Origin of the sequence: Prosthecodimorpha hirschii, from assembly GCF_001305515.1 — a bacterium.
GTDB lineage: Bacteria > Pseudomonadota > Alphaproteobacteria > Rhizobiales > Ancalomicrobiaceae > Prosthecodimorpha > Prosthecodimorpha hirschii.
On sequence record NZ_LJYW01000001.1, the window covers coordinates 1989217 to 2006225 of the forward strand.

The following is a 17009-nucleotide window of genomic DNA, read 5'->3' on the forward strand; positions in this document are numbered from 1 at the left end:
CTTTGCCGAAGAGGCCAAAGCCCATGTCTTCTGCGACTGCATCCGCGACCGCCCCGATCCCCGTCACCGTGCTGACCGGCTATCTCGGGGCCGGCAAGACGACGCTCCTGAACCGCATCCTGACCGAGGACCACGGCAAGAAATACGCCGTGATCGTCAACGAGTTCGGTGAAGTGGGCATCGACAACGACCTCGTCGTGGATACCGACGAGGAAGTCTTCGAGATGAACAACGGCTGCATCTGCTGCACCGTGCGCGGCGACCTGATCCGCATCATCGAAGGGCTGATGAAGCGCAAGGGCAGCTTCGACGGCATCCTGATCGAGACGACCGGTCTCGCCGATCCGGCGCCGGTGGCGCAGACCTTCTTCATGGACGACGACGTGCGCGCCCGCACCCGGCTCGACGCCATCGTCACCGTGGTCGATGCGCTGAACCTCGCCAGCCGGCTCGACGACGCCCCGGAGGCCGAGGACCAGGTCGCCTTCGCCGATGTGATCCTGCTCAACAAGGTCGATCTGGTCACGCCCGAGCAGCTCGCCCGCGTGCGCAGCGACATCCGCGCCATCAACCCCTATGCGCGCGTCATCGAGACCGAGCGCTGCAAGGTCGAGCTCGGCGAGATCCTCGACAAGGGCGCCTTCGACCTGACCCGCATCCTGTCGGTCGATCCGGATTTCCTGGTCGACGACCATCATCACCACAACGAAGACGTCCGCTCCATCTCGCTCAAGGCGGGCGACCTGGACCCGGAGAAGTTCTTCGACTTCGTCAACCGCGAGACCCAGGCCCAGGGCCCCAACATCCTGCGGCTCAAGGGCATCCTGGCCTTCAAGGACGATCCGGACCGCTATGTCGTGCAGGGCGTGCACATGATCGTCGAGGGTGACCACCAGCGCCCCTGGCGGGCCGACGAGCCGCGCGAGAGCCGGCTGGTGTTCATCGGCCGCGACCTCGACTGGGCCGGCCTCAGGACCGGCTTCGAGGCCTGCCGGATCGCCGCCTGACGCCGCAGAGCCCCCGCCTTCGACAGGGCGGCTCCCCGGCCCCGCGCCCCGGATCGGTTCGTGCCGGACGGGGCCGGATCGGGACGGACGGCATGAAAAGACGCGGGTCCGTGCCGCCATGCCGCTGCCGGGCGTTGTCCTGACGCCCGGAAGGGGTCAAAAGGGGACGGCGGACGACACGAGCCGGCGCGGCATCCAGCCGTCCGCCGGAACCGCCCGTCCCCGCCGGCCTCGGCCGACCCGACCGCATCACCCACCGTCCGGATTCCCGCCTTGCCCCGACTGACCCCCCTCGCCCTCCCCGCCTATGTGGTCGCCGTCACCCATCTCGGCGGACGCGCGGCCTTCGCCCTCGGCGACGGCTCCGTCCATCTCGGTCATGCGGCGGACGATGTCCGCGCCGTCCAGGTCCATGACGGCGGCATCCTGGCGGCGGTGGCGGCGCCCGACGGCAAATCGCTGATCACTGCCGGCGACGACGGCCGCGTCATGGCGACCGACGCCGAGGGCGCGACGCAGTTGCTGTTCGAGAAGAAGGGCAAGTGGATCGACCAGCTCGCCTGCGGCCCGCAGGGCGCGGTCGCCTTCGCCAGCGGGCGGATGGCCTGGGTGCGGCTGGCCGACGGCCAGGTGGTCGAGTTCCCGCACGAGAAGGCGGTCGGCGGCGTCGCCTTCCTGCCCAAGGGGCTGCGGCTGGCGACCGCGACGGTCGACAAGGCGATCCTGCATTGGGTGACCGCCAAGGGCGCCCCGGCCGAGCTCGGCTGGAAGGGCGCCCATACCGGCATCACGGTTTCGCCGGACGGCCGCTTCCTGGTCACGACCATGCAGGAGATGGCCCTGCACGGCTGGCGCATCGAAGACGGCAAGCACATGCGCATGACCGGCTATCCGGCCAAGGTGAAGTCGGTCTCCTGGAGCCCGAAGGGCCGCTGGCTCGCCACCGCGGGCGCCAATGCGGCCATCCTCTGGCCGTTCAGCGCCAAGGACGGCCCGATGGGCAAGCCGCCCCTGCAGCTCGGCCCCTATCCGAAGCTCGCCACCCAGGTCGCCTGCCACCCGACCGAGGAGGTCGTCGCGATCGGCTACCAGGACGGCATGGTGCTGGCGGTCCGCTTCGGCGACCAGGCCGAGGTCGCCATGCGCCACCCGAGCGGCGAGCCGGTCTCCGCGCTCGCCTGGAGCCCGGACGGCATGACGCTGGCCATCGGCACGGAGAGCGGCGCGGCCGGGCTGGTCGATATCGGCGCCGCCTGAGCAGCAGCCGCGCTTCCCGGCACCTTTCCGTAACGGCTTTGCGGCACAGTGACGGTGCGTCCCGGGCATCGCGCCCGGGCGACGCTGCCGGGAGCCGCCCATGCCGGGTTTCGCGTCACACCTCGTCGATCGGATCGCCGCCCATTGGGTCGCCGCAGCCCTGGCCGCGGGCGTGGTGTTCGGGCTGTCGGCGCTCGTGCTGCAGCCGCTCCTGCCTGCGGCGATCGGGCTCGTGCTGCTGGCCGGGCCGGCCTACATGCTGCATCAGGTCGAGGAGCATGCCGGCGACCGGTTCCGCCGTTTCGTCAACGAGCGGGTCTTCGGCGGCGTCGAGGCGCTGACCACGGCCGACGTGCTGGTGATCAATCTTCCGGGTGTCTGGGGCCTCAATCTGGCGGCGCTCTACGGGGCCGTGCTGGCGGCGCCCGGCTGGGGCCTGGCGGCGGCCTATCTGATGGTCGTCAACGCCGTCAGCCACATCGCCATGGCGGTCCGGCTCAAGGCCTACAATCCGGGCCTGGTCACCGCGATCCTCCTGTTCCTGCCGATCGGCGGCCTCGCCCTGGTCCGCACGCCGGCCGGGATCGGCGAGCATCTGGCCGGCCTCGGCATCGCGCTCGCCATCCATGCCGCGATCGCCCTCAACGCACTGCGCCGCGCCCGCCAGGCGCGCAATCCCTGACAGCGCGCAAAGCGCGCCAGGCCTGCACCCTCGTCGGCACAGCCCGCTCAGTCCGCGGCCCGCCGCTCGCCCGCCGCGTCACCGTCCGCCAGCGTCGGCTTCCAGCGCGTCAGCGTCAGCGCGTTGGTGACCACCGAGACCGAACTCAGCGCCATGGCGGCGCCGGCCAGCGCCGGGGTCAGATAGCCGAGCGCGGCGAGCGGCACGCCGACGACATTGTAGGCGAAGGCCCAGAACAGGTTCTGCCGGATCTTGGCCCAGGTCGCCCGCGCGATCTCGAGCGCAGCCGGCACGAGGCGCGGATCGGGCCGCATCAGGGTGATGCCGGCGGTCTCCAGCGCCACGTCGGCGCCGGTGCCGATGGCGATGCCGACATCGGCGGCGGCGAGCGCGGGCGCATCGTTGATGCCGTCGCCGACCATGGCGACGATCCGCCCGTCCCGCCGCATCGCCGCGATCGCGGCCGCCTTGCGCTCCGGCGGCACCGGCCCTTCGACACCGTCGAGACCGAGCGCGGCGCCGACCGCGGCGGCCACCGGCGCGGCATCGCCGGTCAGCATGCGGCAGGCGATGCCGCGCGCCTGCAGGGCGGCCACGGCGGCGCGCGAGTCCGGGCGGATCGGGTCGGCCATGGCGATCAGCCCGACCGCCTCGCCGTCGCGCGCGACCGTCACCACCGTCTTGGCCTCGGCCTCCAGCCGGGCCAGCTCCTTGGCGTAGAGCCGCGTGTCGACGGCCAGTTCGGCCATCAGGGCGGCATTTCCGATGGCGACACGGCGGCCGTCGACGGTCGCGGTCACGCCGCGCCCGGTCACGGCGCGGGCCTCGCGCGCCGGCGACAGCACGAGGCCCTTGAAGAAGGCGGCCGCCACCATGGCCTTGGCGAGCGGATGCTCGCTCGCCGCCTGGACGCTGGCGGCCAGCCGCAGCATGTCGTCGCCGCGGCCGCCGAAGACGACCACGTCGGTCACGGCCGGATGGCCGGCGGTCAGCGTGCCGGTCTTGTCGAACACCACCACGTCGACCGCATGGGCGCGTTCCAGGGCCTCGATATCCTTGATCAGGATGCCGGCCTTGGCGGCAGCCCCGGTGCCGGCGACCAGCGCAGCCGGCGTGGCGAGGCCGAGCGCGCAGGGGCAGGCGATGACCAGCACCGAGACGGCGGCCACGAAGGCCGTCTCGGTCTCCGCGCCGACCAGTGCCCAGCCGGCGAAGGTGGCGAGCGCGACCACGACGATCACCGGCACGAACAGGGCCGCGACCCGGTCGACCAGCTTCTGCACCGGCGCCTTGGCGATCTGCGCCTGCTCGACCAGCCGGGCGATGCGCGCCAGCACGGTATCCTCGCCGACCGCGCGGACCGTCACCGTCAGGGCGCCGGAGCCGTTGATGGTGCCGGCCGTGACCGTGTCGCCGGGCCCCTTGGCGACCGGCAAGCTCTCGCCGGTGACGAGCGATTCGTCGAGCTCGCTCGCCCCCTCCTCGACCAGACCGTCGGCGGCGACCCGCTCGCCCGGTTTGACCAGGATGCGGTCGCCGGACCTCAGATCATCGATCGAGACGGTCTCCTGTGCGTCGCCGACGAGCCGGATGGCGGTGTCGGGCCGGAGCGCCATCAGGCTGGCCACCGCGGCCGAGGCCGCCCGCCGTGCGCGCGCCTCCATCAGCTTGCCGGCCAGGATCAGGGTCAAGATGGTGGCCGAGCCCTCGAAATAGAGATGGCCGGCGGCATGCTCGCCATGGGTGGCGATCATCGCGACGGAGAACAGATAGGCGGCCGTGGTGCCGAGCGCGACCAGCACGTCCATGTTGGCAGAGACGCCGCGCAGGGCCTTGAAGGCGCCGACATAGAAACGCCAGCCGGCGACGATCTGGACCGGCGTGGCGAGTGCCAATTGCAGGGTCGGGGTCAGCCAATGGGCATGCGCGCCCCAGGCCATCGGCACCATGGCGACCACGAAGGGCAGCGTCAGCACCGCGGAGAGCGCGAAGACCAGGAGCGTGCGCCGCTCCTCCGCCCGCCGCTCGGCGGTCGCCGCCTCCAGGGCCTGCCGCCGCGCCCGGGCGGCCTCGGCGCGCAGCGTCGCGCCATAGCCGGCCCGTTCCACCGCCGCCACCAGCGCGGCCCCCTCGATGCCCGGCGCCCGCACCTCGGCCGTCTCAAGCGCCAGGTTGACGGTCGCCTGCTCGACGCCGGGCACGCGCGACAGCACCTTCTCGATACGCACCGCACAGGCCGAGCAGGTCATCCCGGTCAGGTCGAGCACCACCGGATCGGCGGACCGATCGTGCGAACCGGCGCCGGACGGCGGGGCGCCGGTCAGGCGGTCTGCGGGGGCTGCGGCGGGCGCGGTCATGGACGGTTCCTGTCTGGTCTTCGGGTCCGCTCACCCAGGTAAGGTTTCCCCTCGGGGCAAGGTCAAGGGGCAAGCGCCGCCTCCGCACGAGACCCATGCGGAATTGTCCGCGTGGGCGCGCGCGCCCCGCGCCCGGTGCGCGTTGACGCCCGGCTACCACGCATGACAGCCTGAACCAAACGCCCGGGCAACCGGCGGCGTTCCGGGAGGAAACGGCATGCCGCGCAATGCGGTTACACTCGACGACAAATACGACCTCTCGGCCGAGCGGGTCTTCGTCTCGGGCACGCAGGCGCTCGTCCGCCTGACGCTGATGCAGAAGGAACGCGACCGTCGCGCCGGGCTGAACACCGCCGGCTACGTGACCGGCTACCGCGGCTCGCCGCTCGGCGGGCTCGACCAGCAATTCTCCCGCGCCGTCAAGGTGCTGACGCCCGCCGACGTGAAGTTCCAGGCGGCCATCAACGAGGATCTCGCCGCCACCGCGCTGTGGGGTTCGCAGCAGTTGGAAGTGCGCGGCCAGGGCCGCTTCGACGGCGTCTTCGGCATCTGGTACGGCAAGGGCCCGGGCGTCGACCGGTCCGGCGACGTTTTTCGCCACGCCAATCTCGCCGGCACCTCGCCCCATGGCGGCGTCATCGCCCTGATGGGCGACGACCATACCTGCGAGAGCTCGACCACGGCGCATCATTCCGAATACGCCATGGTGGACGCCATGATGCCGGTGCTGAACCCGGCCGGCGTGCAGGAGATCCTGGATTTCGGCCTCTACGGCTGGGCGCTGTCGCGCTATGCCGGCGTCTGGGTCGGGCTGAAATGCGTCAAGGACACGGTCGAATCGACCGCGGTCGTCGACGGCCGGGTCGACCGCGTCGCTCCCGTGGTGCCGGAGGGCCACGTCTTGCCGCCGGGCGGATTGCATCTGCGGCCGCAGGACCACCCGCTCGCCCAGGAGGCGCGGCTGCACGAGGACAAGATGCCGGCGGTGCTCGCCTGGCTCGCGGCCAACCGGCTCGACCGGATCGTGATGGCCGGCGGCCGCGCGCCGCGCATCGGCGTGGTCGCGGCCGGCAAGAGCTGGCTCGATGTGCTGCAGGCGCTCGACGATCTCGGCATCGACGAGGTCCGCGCCGGCGAACTCGGCCTGCGGCTCTACAAGGTCGCCTGCCCCTGGCCGCTGGAGCCGAGCGGCCTCGCCCGCTTCGCCGATGGGCTCGACCTGATCGTCGTGGTCGAGGAGAAGCGCGCGCTGATCGAGACCCAGATCAAGGACCAGCTCTACGGCCGGCGCGCTGCCCCCCAGATCGTCGGCAAGCGCGACGAGGAGGGGCGTTGGCTGTTCCCGTCCAAGGGCGCGCTCGACACCAACGACATCGCGGTGGCGATCGGCGAACGCATCCTGCGCCATGCCGACGATGCCGACATCCGCGCCCGCGTCGCCAGGCTCGCCGAGGCCCAGCGGGTGCTGGCGGCGATCGAGCCGGTCGCGCTGCGCACGCCCTATTTCTGCGCCGGCTGCCCGCATTCCACCTCGACCCGCGTGCCCGAGGGCCATCGCGCCTATGCGGGCATCGGCTGCCATTTCATGGCGCAGTGGATGGACCGCGCCACCGAGGGCTACACCCATATGGGCGGGGAAGGCGCCAACTGGATCGGCGAGGCGCCCTTCTCCAAGGAAACCCATATCTTCCAGAATCTCGGCGACGGCACCTACAACCATTCCGGCTCGCTGGCGCTCAGGGCCGCCAAGGCCTCCGGCGTCAACATCACCTACAAGATCCTCTACAACGATGCCGTCGCGATGACCGGCGGCCAGGCCCATGACGGCGGCCTGACCCTCGCGGCGATCGCCCGCCAGGCCGCGGCCGAGGGCGCGGTGCGGGTCGCGGTGGTCACCGACGAGCCCGACAAGTATCCGCCCGATGTCGGCTTCCCGCCCTTCACGACGATCGACCACCGCGACGCGCTCGATCGCGTTCAGCGCGAACTGGCGGCGATCCCCGGATTGACGGTGCTGCTCTACGACCAGACCTGCGCGGCCGAGAAGCGGCGGCGGCGCAAGCGCGGCACCTTCCCGGATCCCGACAAGCGGGTCCTCGTCAACGAACTGGTCTGCGAGGGCTGCGGCGATTGCGGCGTGCAGTCGAACTGCGTCGCGGTCGCGCCGGTCGAGACCGAGTTCGGCCGCAAGCGGCAGATCGACCAGTCGAGCTGCAACAAGGACTTCTCCTGCGTGAAGGGCTTCTGCCCGAGCTTCGTCACCGTCCATGGCGCGAAGCCGAAACGCGCGGCGGCGCAGCCCGCCGCGACCGCGTCGAACCTGCCCGAGCCCGACCTGCCCGCGCTCGACCGGACCTTCGCGGTGATCGTCACCGGCGTCGGCGGCACCGGCGTGGTCACGGTCGGGGCGATCCTCGGCATGGCGGCGCATCTGGAGGGCCGCGGCATCGGCATCATCGACATGGCCGGCCTCGCCCAGAAGGGCGGCGCGGTGACCAGCCATATCCGCCTGGCGCCGGCGCCCGAGGACATCACCACCATCCGCATCGCCGCCGGCGGCGCCGACCTGATCATCGGCTGCGACCTCGTCGTCACCGCCTCGCCCAAGGTGCTGGCCGCGATCGATCCAGCCCGCACGGCGGTCGTCGTCAACACCCACGAGACCACGACGGGCGACGCGACCCGCCGGGCCGACTTCTCGCTGCCGACCGAACGGCTGATCCGGGCGATCCGCGAGCGCGCCGGGCCGGGCCTCAGCCGCTTCACCGAGGCGACCCGCCTCGCCACCGCGCTTCTCGGCGACAGCATCGGCGCCAACCTGTTCATGCTCGGCCTCGCCTGGCAGATGGGCCGCGTGCCGCTCGGCCGGCAGGCGATCGAGGAGGCGATCGCGCTCAACGGCGCCGCCGTCGCCTTCAATCTGGCGGCCTTCCGGCTCGGCCGGCAGGCGGCCGTCGATCCGGGCGCGCTGGAGGGCCTGGTCCGTCCGGCCGCCGGCAACCTCGATCATAGGCGGCTGTCGGAAAGCCTGGACGAGCGCATCGCGCGCCGCGTCGACCATCTGACCGCCTATCAGGATGCCGCCTATGCGGCCCGCTACCGGCAGCGGATCGAGGCGATCCGGGCCGCCGAGGCCCGCGCCCTGCCCGGCCGCACCAGCCTGACCGAGGCCGCGACCGTGTCGCTGTTCCGGCTGATGGCGGTGAAGGACGAATACGAGGTCGCCCGGCTGCATGCCGACGGCCGCCTCACCGAACAGCTCGGCGCGGCCTTCGAGAGCTGGGATCGGCTGGAGGTGCATCTGGCCCCGCCGCTCCTCGCCCGCACCGACCCGGCCACCGGCCGGCCGGCCAAGATGCGCTTCGGCGCCTGGATGTTCCGGGCGTTCCGGCTGCTCGCCGCGGCCCGATCGCTGCGCGGCGGTCTCCTCGACCCGTTCCGTTGGACCGAGGAACGGCGCATGGAGCGGCGGCTGCTCGCCGAGCAAGAAGCGCTGCTCGACGAGATCGCCCGGGCGCTGACGCCCGCCAACCATGCCGCCGCCGTCGCGCTCCTGGAGGCGGTCGCGACGATCCGCGGCTTTGGCCCGGTCAAGGCGGCCAGCGTCCAGCGCTTCGAGGACGGGCAGCCGGCCCGCCTGGCCGCGTTCCGCCACCCCGCCCGGCCGACCCTGACGGTGGCCGCGGAATAGCGATGCCGCCCGAAAACAATCGATCCGGCCCCGCGTCGGCGCGGCCGGATCGACAGACAGGTCCGAGATCGACGCGGAAACCGCCGCGTTGCGGATCAGTCCTTGGCGCGCTCGACGTAGGAGCCGTCCTCGGTCATCACGACCACGCGGGTGCCGGTCGAGATGTGCGGCGGCACCATGGTGCGCACGCCGTTCGACAGGGTCGCCGGCTTGTAGGAGGACGAGGCCGTCTGGCCCTTCATGGTCGGCTCGGTGTCGACGATCTCGAGGGTCACGCGCTGCGGCAGTTCGATGGAGACCGGGACGCCCTGGTAGAGCGACAGCTGGACTTCCATGTTCTCGTGCAGATAGACCGCGCCGTCGCCGATCACTTCCTTCGGCACGGCGACCTGCTCGAAGCTCTCCATGTTCATGAAGGTAAAGCCTTCGGCGTCCTCGTAGAGATAGGTGAAGGGACGCTCGTCCAGGAAGGCACGCTCGACCTGCTCGGTGGTCTTCCAGCGCTCGGAGACCTTCACGCCGTCGGCGATCCGGCGCATGTCGATCTGCGTCGTCGGCGTGCCCTTGCCGGGGTGGAAGCTCTCGGCAGAGAGAACGACATAGAGCTTGCCGTCGAGTTCGACGACATTGCCGCGGCGGAGCGCTTGAGCATTGACCTTCACGGGGCGACCTCGGAATGGTTTCGGTTAGGTCCGGACAATAGCCGGAGACCCCGGTCTCGCCGGGCGAGCGGGTCTTTCGGGCGTTTCTCTGACATTTTCGCGCCGAGAAGGGAAGTGGTTCGATGGAAGACGCCTCGCCTTGGTGGCAGAAAGCCCGCCATGCCGACCGCCGGCCGCGCCTTCTGGCGCGCAATCGGATCACGGCGGCCGTCCGGGCCTGGTTCGCGGCCGAGGATTTCACCGAGGTCGAATGCGCGGCCCTGCAGGTCTCGCCCGGCAACGAGACCCACCTGCACGGCTTCGCCACCGACCTGATCGGCCCGGACGGCGCCCCGCGCCGGCGCTACCTGCACACCTCGCCCGAATTCGCCATGAAGAAGCTGGTCGCCGCCGGCGAGACCCGCATCTTCGATTTCGCCCGGGTCTGGCGCAACCGCGAGCGCACCGCCCTGCACCATCCGGAATTCGTGATGCTGGAATGGTACCGCGCCGGCGCGCCCTACACGCGGCTGATGGAGGATTGCGCCGCGCTCCTGGCGCTTGCCGCCGCCACCGCCGGCACGCAGAGCTGGTCCCACCGGGGTCGCGAGGCCGATCCGACCGCCGCGCCGGAGCGGCTGACCGTCGCCGCCGCCTTCGCCCGCCATGCCGGCATCGATCTCCTGGCGACCATCGCACCCGACGGCGCGCCCGACCGGCCGGCGCTCGCCGCCGCGGCGGAAGGCGCCGGCATCCGCTTCGCCGCCGACGACAGCTGGACCGACATCTATTCCCGCATCCTGGTCGAACGGATCGAGCCGCATCTCGGCATCGGTCGGCCGAGCATCCTCTGCGAATACCCGGCCAGCGAAGCCGCTCTCGCCCGCCGCAAGCCCGGCGATCCGCGCCTCGCCGAGCGCTTCGAGCTCTATGCCTGCGGGGTCGAACTCGCCAACGCCTTCGGCGAACTGACCGACCCGGCCGAGCAGCGCGCCCGCTTCGAGGCCGACATGGACGAGAAGCAGCGGCTCTACGGCGAGCGCTACCCGATCGACGAGGATTTCCTCACCGCCCTCGTGGCCATGCCGGAAACCAGCGGCATCGCCCTCGGCTTCGACCGTCTGGTCATGCTGGCGACCGGGGCGGCGCGCGTCGAGGACGTGATGTGGGTGCCGGTGTCGGAGTGATCGTCCGGCCGGCGATCCCGCGGCCGGCGATCGCCCTCAGGGCTCAATGCCCCTCGAAGGAAACCAGAGTCCGCACGTCGACGCCGAGGGCGCGCAATTTGTCCGCTCCGCCGAGGTCCGGCAAGTCGATCACGAAGCAGGCGGCGACGACCTCGGCCCCCATCTGGCGCAGGAGTTGGACGGCGGCGGTCGCCGTGCCGCCGGTGGCGATCAGGTCGTCGACCAGGATGACCCGTTCGCCGGCCGCGACGGCGTCCTCGTGCATCTCCATCTCGTCGAGGCCGTATTCCAGCGAATAGGCGATCCGCACCGTGGTGTGCGGCAGCTTGCCCTTCTTGCGGATCGGCACGAAGCCGGACGAGAGCTGATGAGCGACGGCGCCGCCGAGGATGAAGCCGCGCGCCTCGATCCCGGCGATCTTGTCGATCTTGCCGCCGGCCCAGGGCGCGACCAGTTGGTCGACGCTGCGCCGGAACGCGCGCGCATCGCCGAGCAGCGTGGTGATGTCCCGGAACAGGATGCCGGGCTTCGGATAGTCGGGGATGGTGCGGATCGCGTCGCGGAGGTCCATGAACAGTCCCGTGGGGCCGAGGGCGCGGCCTGACGCCGATGTCGATCGGATGGCACCATCCGATCGACACAGAGAGGCTCCAGACTCAGGCGGTTGGATCGGGGCGGATTGTCCCCGGCCACGGCGATCCGATCAAGCGGTCGGATCAAGCGGCGCGAATCTGCTCCACGAAGGACCGCACCCGCGACTGCAGGCCTTGCGTCTGCCGGTCGAGCAACTCGACGCCTTCGACGAGCAGGCTCGCCGCCTTGTCGGTCTCGGTCGCGTCGGTCCGAACCGCCTCGACCTCGCGGCCGACCGCGCCGGTGCCGGTGCGCGCACCGGCGGCACCGTTGGCGATCGCGCTGGTCGCCGCCGACTGCTCCTCGACCGCACCGGCAACCCGCAGCACCGCTTCGGTGATGGCGCCGACCCGACCCTGGATGTCGGTGATCGCGCCCGCGGCCGCATTGGCGGCGGAGGTGATCTCGGCGACCTGCCGGGCGATCTCCTCGGTCGCCTTGGAGGTCTGGCCGGCCAGCGCCTTGACTTCGGAGGCGACGACCGCGAAGCCGCGCCCAGCCTCGCCGGCACGCGCCGCCTCGATGGTGGCGTTGAGGGCGAGCAGGTTGGTCTGGCTGGCGATCGATTCGATCAGGGTGACGACTTCGCCGATCTTGACCGCGCAGCCGGACAGCGAGCCGACGATGCCGGTGGTCTCGACCGTGCGCCGGCCGGCCTCCTCGGCGATCCGGTTGGTGCTGTGGATCAGTTCGGCGATCTCGCGGATGGCGCGGTCCAGTTCGCCCGTGGACGCGGCGACCGATTCGACCTCGCGGCCGGCCTGATCGGCGGCCGAGACGACGGTCTCGGAACGGCCGCGCGCCGCCTGGGCGAGCCGGGCCATCGCATCGGCGGAACGGCCGATGCCGCGCACGCCGTCCGAAACCTCCGAAATGGCGCGCCCGACGGCGCGTTCGAAATCCTCGGCGAGCCCGCCGAGCATGCGCCGGCGGACCTCGTCCTCCTGCCGCGCGGCTTCCGCGGCCATCCGCTCGCGCTCGCGCGCATCGGTCGCCAGGCGCGTGCGGATGCCTTCCACCGCACGGCCGATATCGCCGATCTCGTCGCGCCGGCGCGAGGCCGCGACCTCGATGTCGAGTTCGCCGGCCGCCATCCGGTCGAGCGTGCCGACCAGTCCGCCGAGCGGACCCGTCACCATGCGCGCCGCGAACAGGCCGACCAGAGCCAGGATGCCGAGCACGATCGCGGCCGCGACCATCATCCGGTCCCGGATCGTGGTGACGGCGGCCAGCGCCGTCTCGGCGTCCTGGACGGAGACCAGGCTCCAGGCGATGCCGGGCGTTTCCGCCGCGCGCCAGGCCGCGAAGCCCTCCGCGCCGGCGCCGCCGACCTTGGCGAAGCCGATCGGCCGTTCGGCCGCCCGGGCGGCGGTCACCGTGTCGGCAACGGCGGCCTCCAGGCCGGCAATGCCGGCACCGAGCCGCAGCTTGCCGTCGGAGCCGAGCACGGCGCTTGAGACGCCGCGATTGACCGCCTCCGGCAGCAGCTTCGCGGCCGGGAAGGAGACCACCAGCACGCCCTCGTCGGCGGCCTCGCCGATGCTGCGTGCGGCATAGACCATGCGCTCGGCTTCGGGCAGGGCGGCATCGATGTCGCTGAGGACCGGCTTGCCCTTGGCGGCCAGCGCCGCCTGGAAGGCGCGCTTGAGGCCGGCATTCGGGAAGCCGGCATCATTGACGTTGCGGGTGAACTCGGCCGACTTGGTGACCGAATAGGCGACCTGGCCCTTGGCGGAGACGACGAAGATGTCGTCGAGATCCAGCTGTTCGCGCTGGGCCTTGAAGGTGCCGTGCACCTCCTTGTGGTTCCAGGAATAGATGGTCGGGTTGTCGGCGCCGTCGAGCGCCGCACGCGCCGCCTTGGTCGCCGGTGCCTGATAGTATTTCAGCACCTTCTCCAGATCGACCGAGGCGACCGAGAAGGCTTCGGCGAGCTTGCCGGCGGCATGATGGGCGGCCGAACTGTCGGCCATCGCCCCGGCGGTGCCGACGATGGTGGAGAGCCGGCTGTCGAGCGCCTTGACGCGGGTCTCGGCCACGAAAGCGAGATTGCGTTCGGCCGCATCCGTCAGCCCCTTGCGGGCTTCGAAATAGCCGATCGCCCCGATCGTCGCCGAGGCCAGCAGGCCGAGACCGACGATCACCAACGGCAGCTTGACCTTGAGCCCGATTCCCCGGCGCGTGCCGTGACCGCGATCCACCATGCGTCACCCCTTCTGTCCCGTCGCCAAGGTTGCAGAGAGGTCGTTTCCAAATCGGTAAAAACCACGATTCCGTTCGATTTTTCTCGTCTTGCGGGTCCGGCCGGGGCCAGCCGTCAACGGCCGAGGACGCGGCCGGCGACGGCGTCGAGGCGCGCGACAAGGGCGGGGTCGCGCCTGTCCGGCGCGGTCATGACGGCGAAGTCGAGCGCATGGTCGGCGCCGACCGGACAGGGCGGATGCTCGAGCGGGAAATCGGCGGCGAAGCGGGCGACCAGGCGGCGCGCCTTGTCGGCATTGTCGGTCAGCACCCGGATCACCTGCGCCACGTCGACATGATCGTGGTCCGGATGCCAGCAATCGTAGTCGGTGACCATGGCGACGGTCGCGTAGGGCATCTCCGCCTCGCGGGCGAGCTTGGCCTCGGGCATGTTGGTCATGCCGATCACGTCGAAGCCCTGCGCCTTGTAGGCACGGCTTTCGGCCAGCGTCGAGAATTGCGGCCCCTCCATGCAGACATAGGTGCCGCCGCGCACCACCGGGATCGCCTCCGCCTCGGCGGCCGCCGCCAGCCGGTCCATCAGGCCGGGGCTGGTCGGATGGCCGAAGGCGACATGGGCGACGCAGCCCCTGCCGAAGAAGGACGAGGCCCGCCGCACGGTCCGATCGACGAACTGGTCGACCAGCACGAAGGTGCCGGGCGGCAGATCCTCCCGGTAGGAGCCGACCGCGGAGACCGAGACGATGTCGGTCACCCCGGCGCGCTTGAGGGCGTCGATATTGGCGCGGTAGTCGATATCGGAGGGAGAGACGCGATGGCCGCGCCCGTGCCGGGGCAGAAAGACGATCGGACGGCCGGCGATGGTGCCGAAGCGCAGATCGTCGGACGGCTCGCCCCAGGGGCTTTCGACCCTCTGCCAGCGCGCATCCTCCAGCCCGGGCAGGTCATAGAGCCCCGAGCCGCCGATCACCCCGATCACAGACCTCACCATCGCGCCCTCCCGTCGTCGAGAGCGCGAGGTTAGAGCGTTTCGGCGCGCAGCGGAAGCCGGCCGCCCGATCGGACGGCCGCGGATTCAAGGGCTTACGGCGGCGGCCCCCGTCGCCCCGCGGAAAGGGGGGACGGGACGGCCGCCCGGCCTCACTTCAGCGAGACCGCATAGGCGATCACCTTGGCGCGCCAGTGGGCGCGGGCGGCCTCGTTCTCGGGGCCCTGCGCGGTCTCCCAGGAATGGGTCGCGCCGGTATAGTTCCACCAGTCGATCCGGAAGAGACCGCTGCCGGCGACCGCGGCCGTCTTGGCCGCCTCGTAGCGCTCGCGGCAGGCGCCCTTGTCGGACGGGGTGCCCGGCATGGTCCCCGGCGGCACGGAGGTGTCGGCGCTGCCGGTGCCGATGCTGAGCGGCGTCACCGCCGCGGAGGCCTTGTAGTAGGTGTTGGTGCCGCCGAGCGCGCAGCCCGGGTAGGTGGCGAAGATGCGCAGGAACTGGCGGCCGCCGTTGAGCGGGCTGGTATTGACCGGATGGTTGCTGAGGGCGAGCGCCATGGCGGCGCTGCCGCCATGGGAATAGCCGAGCGCGACCAGCTTGCTGCCGTTCGCCCAGGGCACCACGGTGCCGACCGCGGCGGCCGCGCCGGCGAGATCGTAGGGCCGCGAGGCATGGTCGGAGACCAGCGGATCGCGCTTGGTCTTGTCCTCGTTGAGGCCGAGCGGATAGATCTCCCATCCGGTCTGATTGACGTGCAGCTGCAGGATGCGGTCGTTGCGCGCCGGCGTGAAGCTGTTGACCAGCATCATGCCGATGCCGGCCGCGGTCAGCTCGCGGGCGAGGCTGGTATACTGCGACTGGATCGTGACGTTGCAGGCGCCGGAGACCGCGACCGCATAGGCGGGGTTGGACCCGCAATAGAACATGCCGGTATGGCCATGCGCCACGATGACCAGCGGCACCTTGGCCTGCGCCGAGGCGCCGACCGGCTTCCACAGATAGCCGTCGATCAGATTGTAGCTGTCCGCCGACAGCTTGCTCTGGAAGCTGACCTTGTCGGGCATGGCCGGAACCACGTCCGGGATGGTCAGCGTCTCCGCCGGCTCGGGCGCGGCATGGCGGACTTCCGCCGCACGGACACCGGTTCCGACGATGATGAGAGACGTCAGAAAGGAACAGGAAAGAACAAATGACCGGACAAACATCGAGACTGGGCTCCGTGATGGGTTGAGAGCCTTTTAGTCTTGCCGATGAGAAAGTCTATCACTATCGAGTTTCGGTATCGCTACGTCATCATTTCATTGTTTCAGCCAGACTACATCAACGAAACATATTCGGAAAATCGACTGACGGATCGCAGTCAAACCCGGCCGCGCGGGTGCCGCGAAGCTTCCGGACGACGGCCCGCCCGATCGCCCCGCTGAAACGCAAAACGGGGCCCGAAGGCCCCGTTCGCAGGTCGTCAGGATGGCGGGCGATCAGTGTGCCACGTCCGCCCAGATCTTGCGCTTGGTGAACCACAGCAGGCCGGCGAACACGATCAGGAAGGCCATGACCTTGAAGCCGGTCCGCTTGCGGTCCTCGAGCTTCGGCTCGGCGGTCCACATCAGGAAGGCCGACACGTCGCGGGCATAGTTCTCGACCGTGGCCGGGGTGCCGTCGGTATAGTCGACGACGCCGTCCTCGATCGGCTTGGCCATGGCGATGCAGGCGCCGGCCAGGAAGGCCTTGTTGTAGTTCAGGCCCGAGGCGCATTCCTGCCCGTGCGGGGCGTCGGTGTAGCCGGTCAGCAGGCTGTAGACGTAGTCCGGACCGGATTCCTGGTACTGCGTGAAGATGTCGAAGACGAAGCCCGGGAAGCCGCGATGGGCGGCGCGGGCCTTGCCCATCAGCGACAGGTCCGGCGGCAGGGCGTTGCCGTTGGCGACGCGCGCAGCCTGCTCGTTCGGGAAGGGCGACGGGAAGCGGTCCGACGGGCGGGCGGGACGCTGGAACATCTCGCCGTCGTCGTTCGGGCCGTCGGTGACCTTGTATTCGGCAGCGATCGCCTTGACCTGCTCCTCGGTGAAGCCGGGGCCGCCCTCGTCCGAAAGATTGCGGAAGGCGACATACTTCATCGAGTGGCAGTTGGCGCAGACGTTCTTGTAGACCTTGTAGCCGCGCTGCAGCTGACCCTTGTCGAACCGGCCGAACGGCCCGGCGAAGGACCATTTCTGGGCCGTGATTTCCGGATGATGCACCGCGGCGCCTTCTTCCGCGGCGATCGCCGTCCCGGACAGAAGCGCGAGGCCGGCCGCGACCGCGACGGCGCGCAGGGCGCCGGCGATCGGGGAGCGAGCGATACGAGGATGGATGTTCATGGGT

The 17009-nt window shown here is 70.6% G+C and carries 12 protein-coding genes; 5 read left to right on the plus strand and 7 right to left on the minus strand.

All coding sequences use genetic code 11. The features are described from left to right. The first annotated feature begins 23 nt into the window (after nt 1–23). The 3 genes from ABB55_RS08690 (at nt 24) to ABB55_RS08700 (ending at nt 2946) form a co-directional block, all read left to right on the plus strand. On the plus strand, nt 24–1007 hold the full coding sequence (locus ABB55_RS08690) for a CobW family GTP-binding protein (protein ID WP_054358461.1): 984 nt from the start codon (nt 24–26) through the stop codon (nt 1005–1007). A gap of 273 nt (nt 1008–1280) precedes the next feature. Beyond that, entirely contained in the window at nt 1281–2264 is a 984-nt protein-coding gene (locus ABB55_RS08695) for a WD40 repeat domain-containing protein (protein ID WP_054358462.1), read from the plus strand. Between the two features lie 100 nt (nt 2265–2364). Beyond that, the gene (locus ABB55_RS08700) at nt 2365–2946 is read left to right on the plus strand and encodes an HXXEE domain-containing protein (RefSeq protein WP_054358463.1); all 582 of its coding nucleotides are present in this window, start codon (nt 2365–2367) and stop codon (nt 2944–2946) included. Between the two features lie 47 nt (nt 2947–2993). Here the strand turns inward: ABB55_RS08700 and ABB55_RS08705 are convergent, their stop codons facing one another. After that, complete coding sequence (locus tag ABB55_RS08705; RefSeq protein ID WP_083463470.1) at nt 2994–5303, minus strand: heavy metal translocating P-type ATPase; 2310 nt, start codon at nt 5301–5303, stop codon at nt 2994–2996. Nucleotides 5304–5520: 217 nt separating this feature from the next. Between ABB55_RS08705 and ABB55_RS08710 the strand changes: the two genes are divergently transcribed. Next, nucleotides 5521–8994 (plus strand): indolepyruvate ferredoxin oxidoreductase family protein, encoded by a 3474-nt coding sequence (locus ABB55_RS08710; RefSeq protein ID WP_054358464.1) that lies wholly within the window; start codon nt 5521–5523, stop codon nt 8992–8994. Between the two features lie 95 nt (nt 8995–9089). Here the strand turns inward: ABB55_RS08710 and efp are convergent, their stop codons facing one another. After that, nucleotides 9090–9656: an elongation factor P gene (gene efp / locus ABB55_RS08715; RefSeq protein ID WP_054358465.1), complete on the minus strand. Its 567-nt coding sequence runs from the start codon at nt 9654–9656 to the stop codon at nt 9090–9092. A gap of 122 nt (nt 9657–9778) precedes the next feature. On the opposite strand from efp, the gene epmA reads away from it, so the two are divergent. Further along, the gene (gene epmA / locus ABB55_RS08720; RefSeq protein ID WP_054358466.1) at nt 9779–10822 is read left to right on the plus strand and encodes an EF-P lysine aminoacylase EpmA; all 1044 of its coding nucleotides are present in this window, start codon (nt 9779–9781) and stop codon (nt 10820–10822) included. A gap of 43 nt (nt 10823–10865) precedes the next feature. Here epmA and ABB55_RS08725 read toward each other — a convergent pair whose 3' ends face one another. The 5 genes from ABB55_RS08725 to ABB55_RS08745 form a co-directional block, all read right to left on the minus strand. Then, nucleotides 10866–11393, minus strand: a complete 528-nt coding sequence (locus ABB55_RS08725) for an adenine phosphoribosyltransferase (protein WP_054358467.1) — start codon at nt 11391–11393, stop codon at nt 10866–10868. A 145-nt stretch (nt 11394–11538) separates the two neighbouring features. After that, complete coding sequence (locus ABB55_RS08730) at nt 11539–13659, minus strand: methyl-accepting chemotaxis protein (protein WP_054358468.1); 2121 nt, start codon at nt 13657–13659, stop codon at nt 11539–11541. Between the two features lie 113 nt (nt 13660–13772). Further along, a complete protein-coding gene (locus ABB55_RS08735) occupies nt 13773–14648 on the minus strand; it encodes an S-methyl-5'-thioadenosine phosphorylase (protein WP_054358469.1) in 876 nt (291 codons plus the stop codon). Nucleotides 14649–14797: 149 nt separating this feature from the next. After that, the gene (locus ABB55_RS08740; protein ID WP_054358470.1) at nt 14798–15850 is read right to left on the minus strand and encodes a dienelactone hydrolase family protein; all 1053 of its coding nucleotides are present in this window, start codon (nt 15848–15850) and stop codon (nt 14798–14800) included. Between the two features lie 273 nt (nt 15851–16123). Continuing rightward, nucleotides 16124–17005, minus strand: coding sequence for a cytochrome c1 (locus tag ABB55_RS08745; protein WP_054358471.1), 882 nt, complete (start codon nt 17003–17005; stop codon nt 16124–16126). Nucleotides 17006–17009 lie beyond the last annotated feature (4 nt).

What these genes read in the sequence shown, in the direction of transcription:
- ABB55_RS08690 (WP_054358461.1), top strand. Translation starts at nt 24, where the DNA reads ATGTCTTCTGCGACTGCATCCGCGACCGCCCCGATCCCCGTCACCGTG.
- ABB55_RS08700 (WP_054358463.1), top strand. Translation starts at nt 2,365, where the DNA reads ATGCCGGGTTTCGCGTCACACCTCGTCGATCGGATCGCCGCCCATTGG.
- ABB55_RS08705 (WP_083463470.1), bottom strand. Translation starts at nt 5,303, where the DNA reads ATGACCGCGCCCGCCGCAGCCCCCGCAGACCGCCTGACCGGCGCCCCG.
- ABB55_RS08710 (WP_054358464.1), top strand. Translation starts at nt 5,521, where the DNA reads ATGCCGCGCAATGCGGTTACACTCGACGACAAATACGACCTCTCGGCC.
- epmA (WP_054358466.1), top strand. Translation starts at nt 9,779, where the DNA reads ATGGAAGACGCCTCGCCTTGGTGGCAGAAAGCCCGCCATGCCGACCGC.
- ABB55_RS08725 (WP_054358467.1), bottom strand. Translation starts at nt 11,393, where the DNA reads ATGGACCTCCGCGACGCGATCCGCACCATCCCCGACTATCCGAAGCCC.
- ABB55_RS08730 (WP_054358468.1), bottom strand. Translation starts at nt 13,659, where the DNA reads ATGGTGGATCGCGGTCACGGCACGCGCCGGGGAATCGGGCTCAAGGTC.
- ABB55_RS08735 (WP_054358469.1), bottom strand. Translation starts at nt 14,648, where the DNA reads ATGGTGAGGTCTGTGATCGGGGTGATCGGCGGCTCGGGGCTCTATGAC.
- ABB55_RS08740 (WP_054358470.1), bottom strand. Translation starts at nt 15,850, where the DNA reads ATGTTTGTCCGGTCATTTGTTCTTTCCTGTTCCTTTCTGACGTCTCTC.
- ABB55_RS08745 (WP_054358471.1), bottom strand. Translation starts at nt 17,005, where the DNA reads ATGAACATCCATCCTCGTATCGCTCGCTCCCCGATCGCCGGCGCCCTG.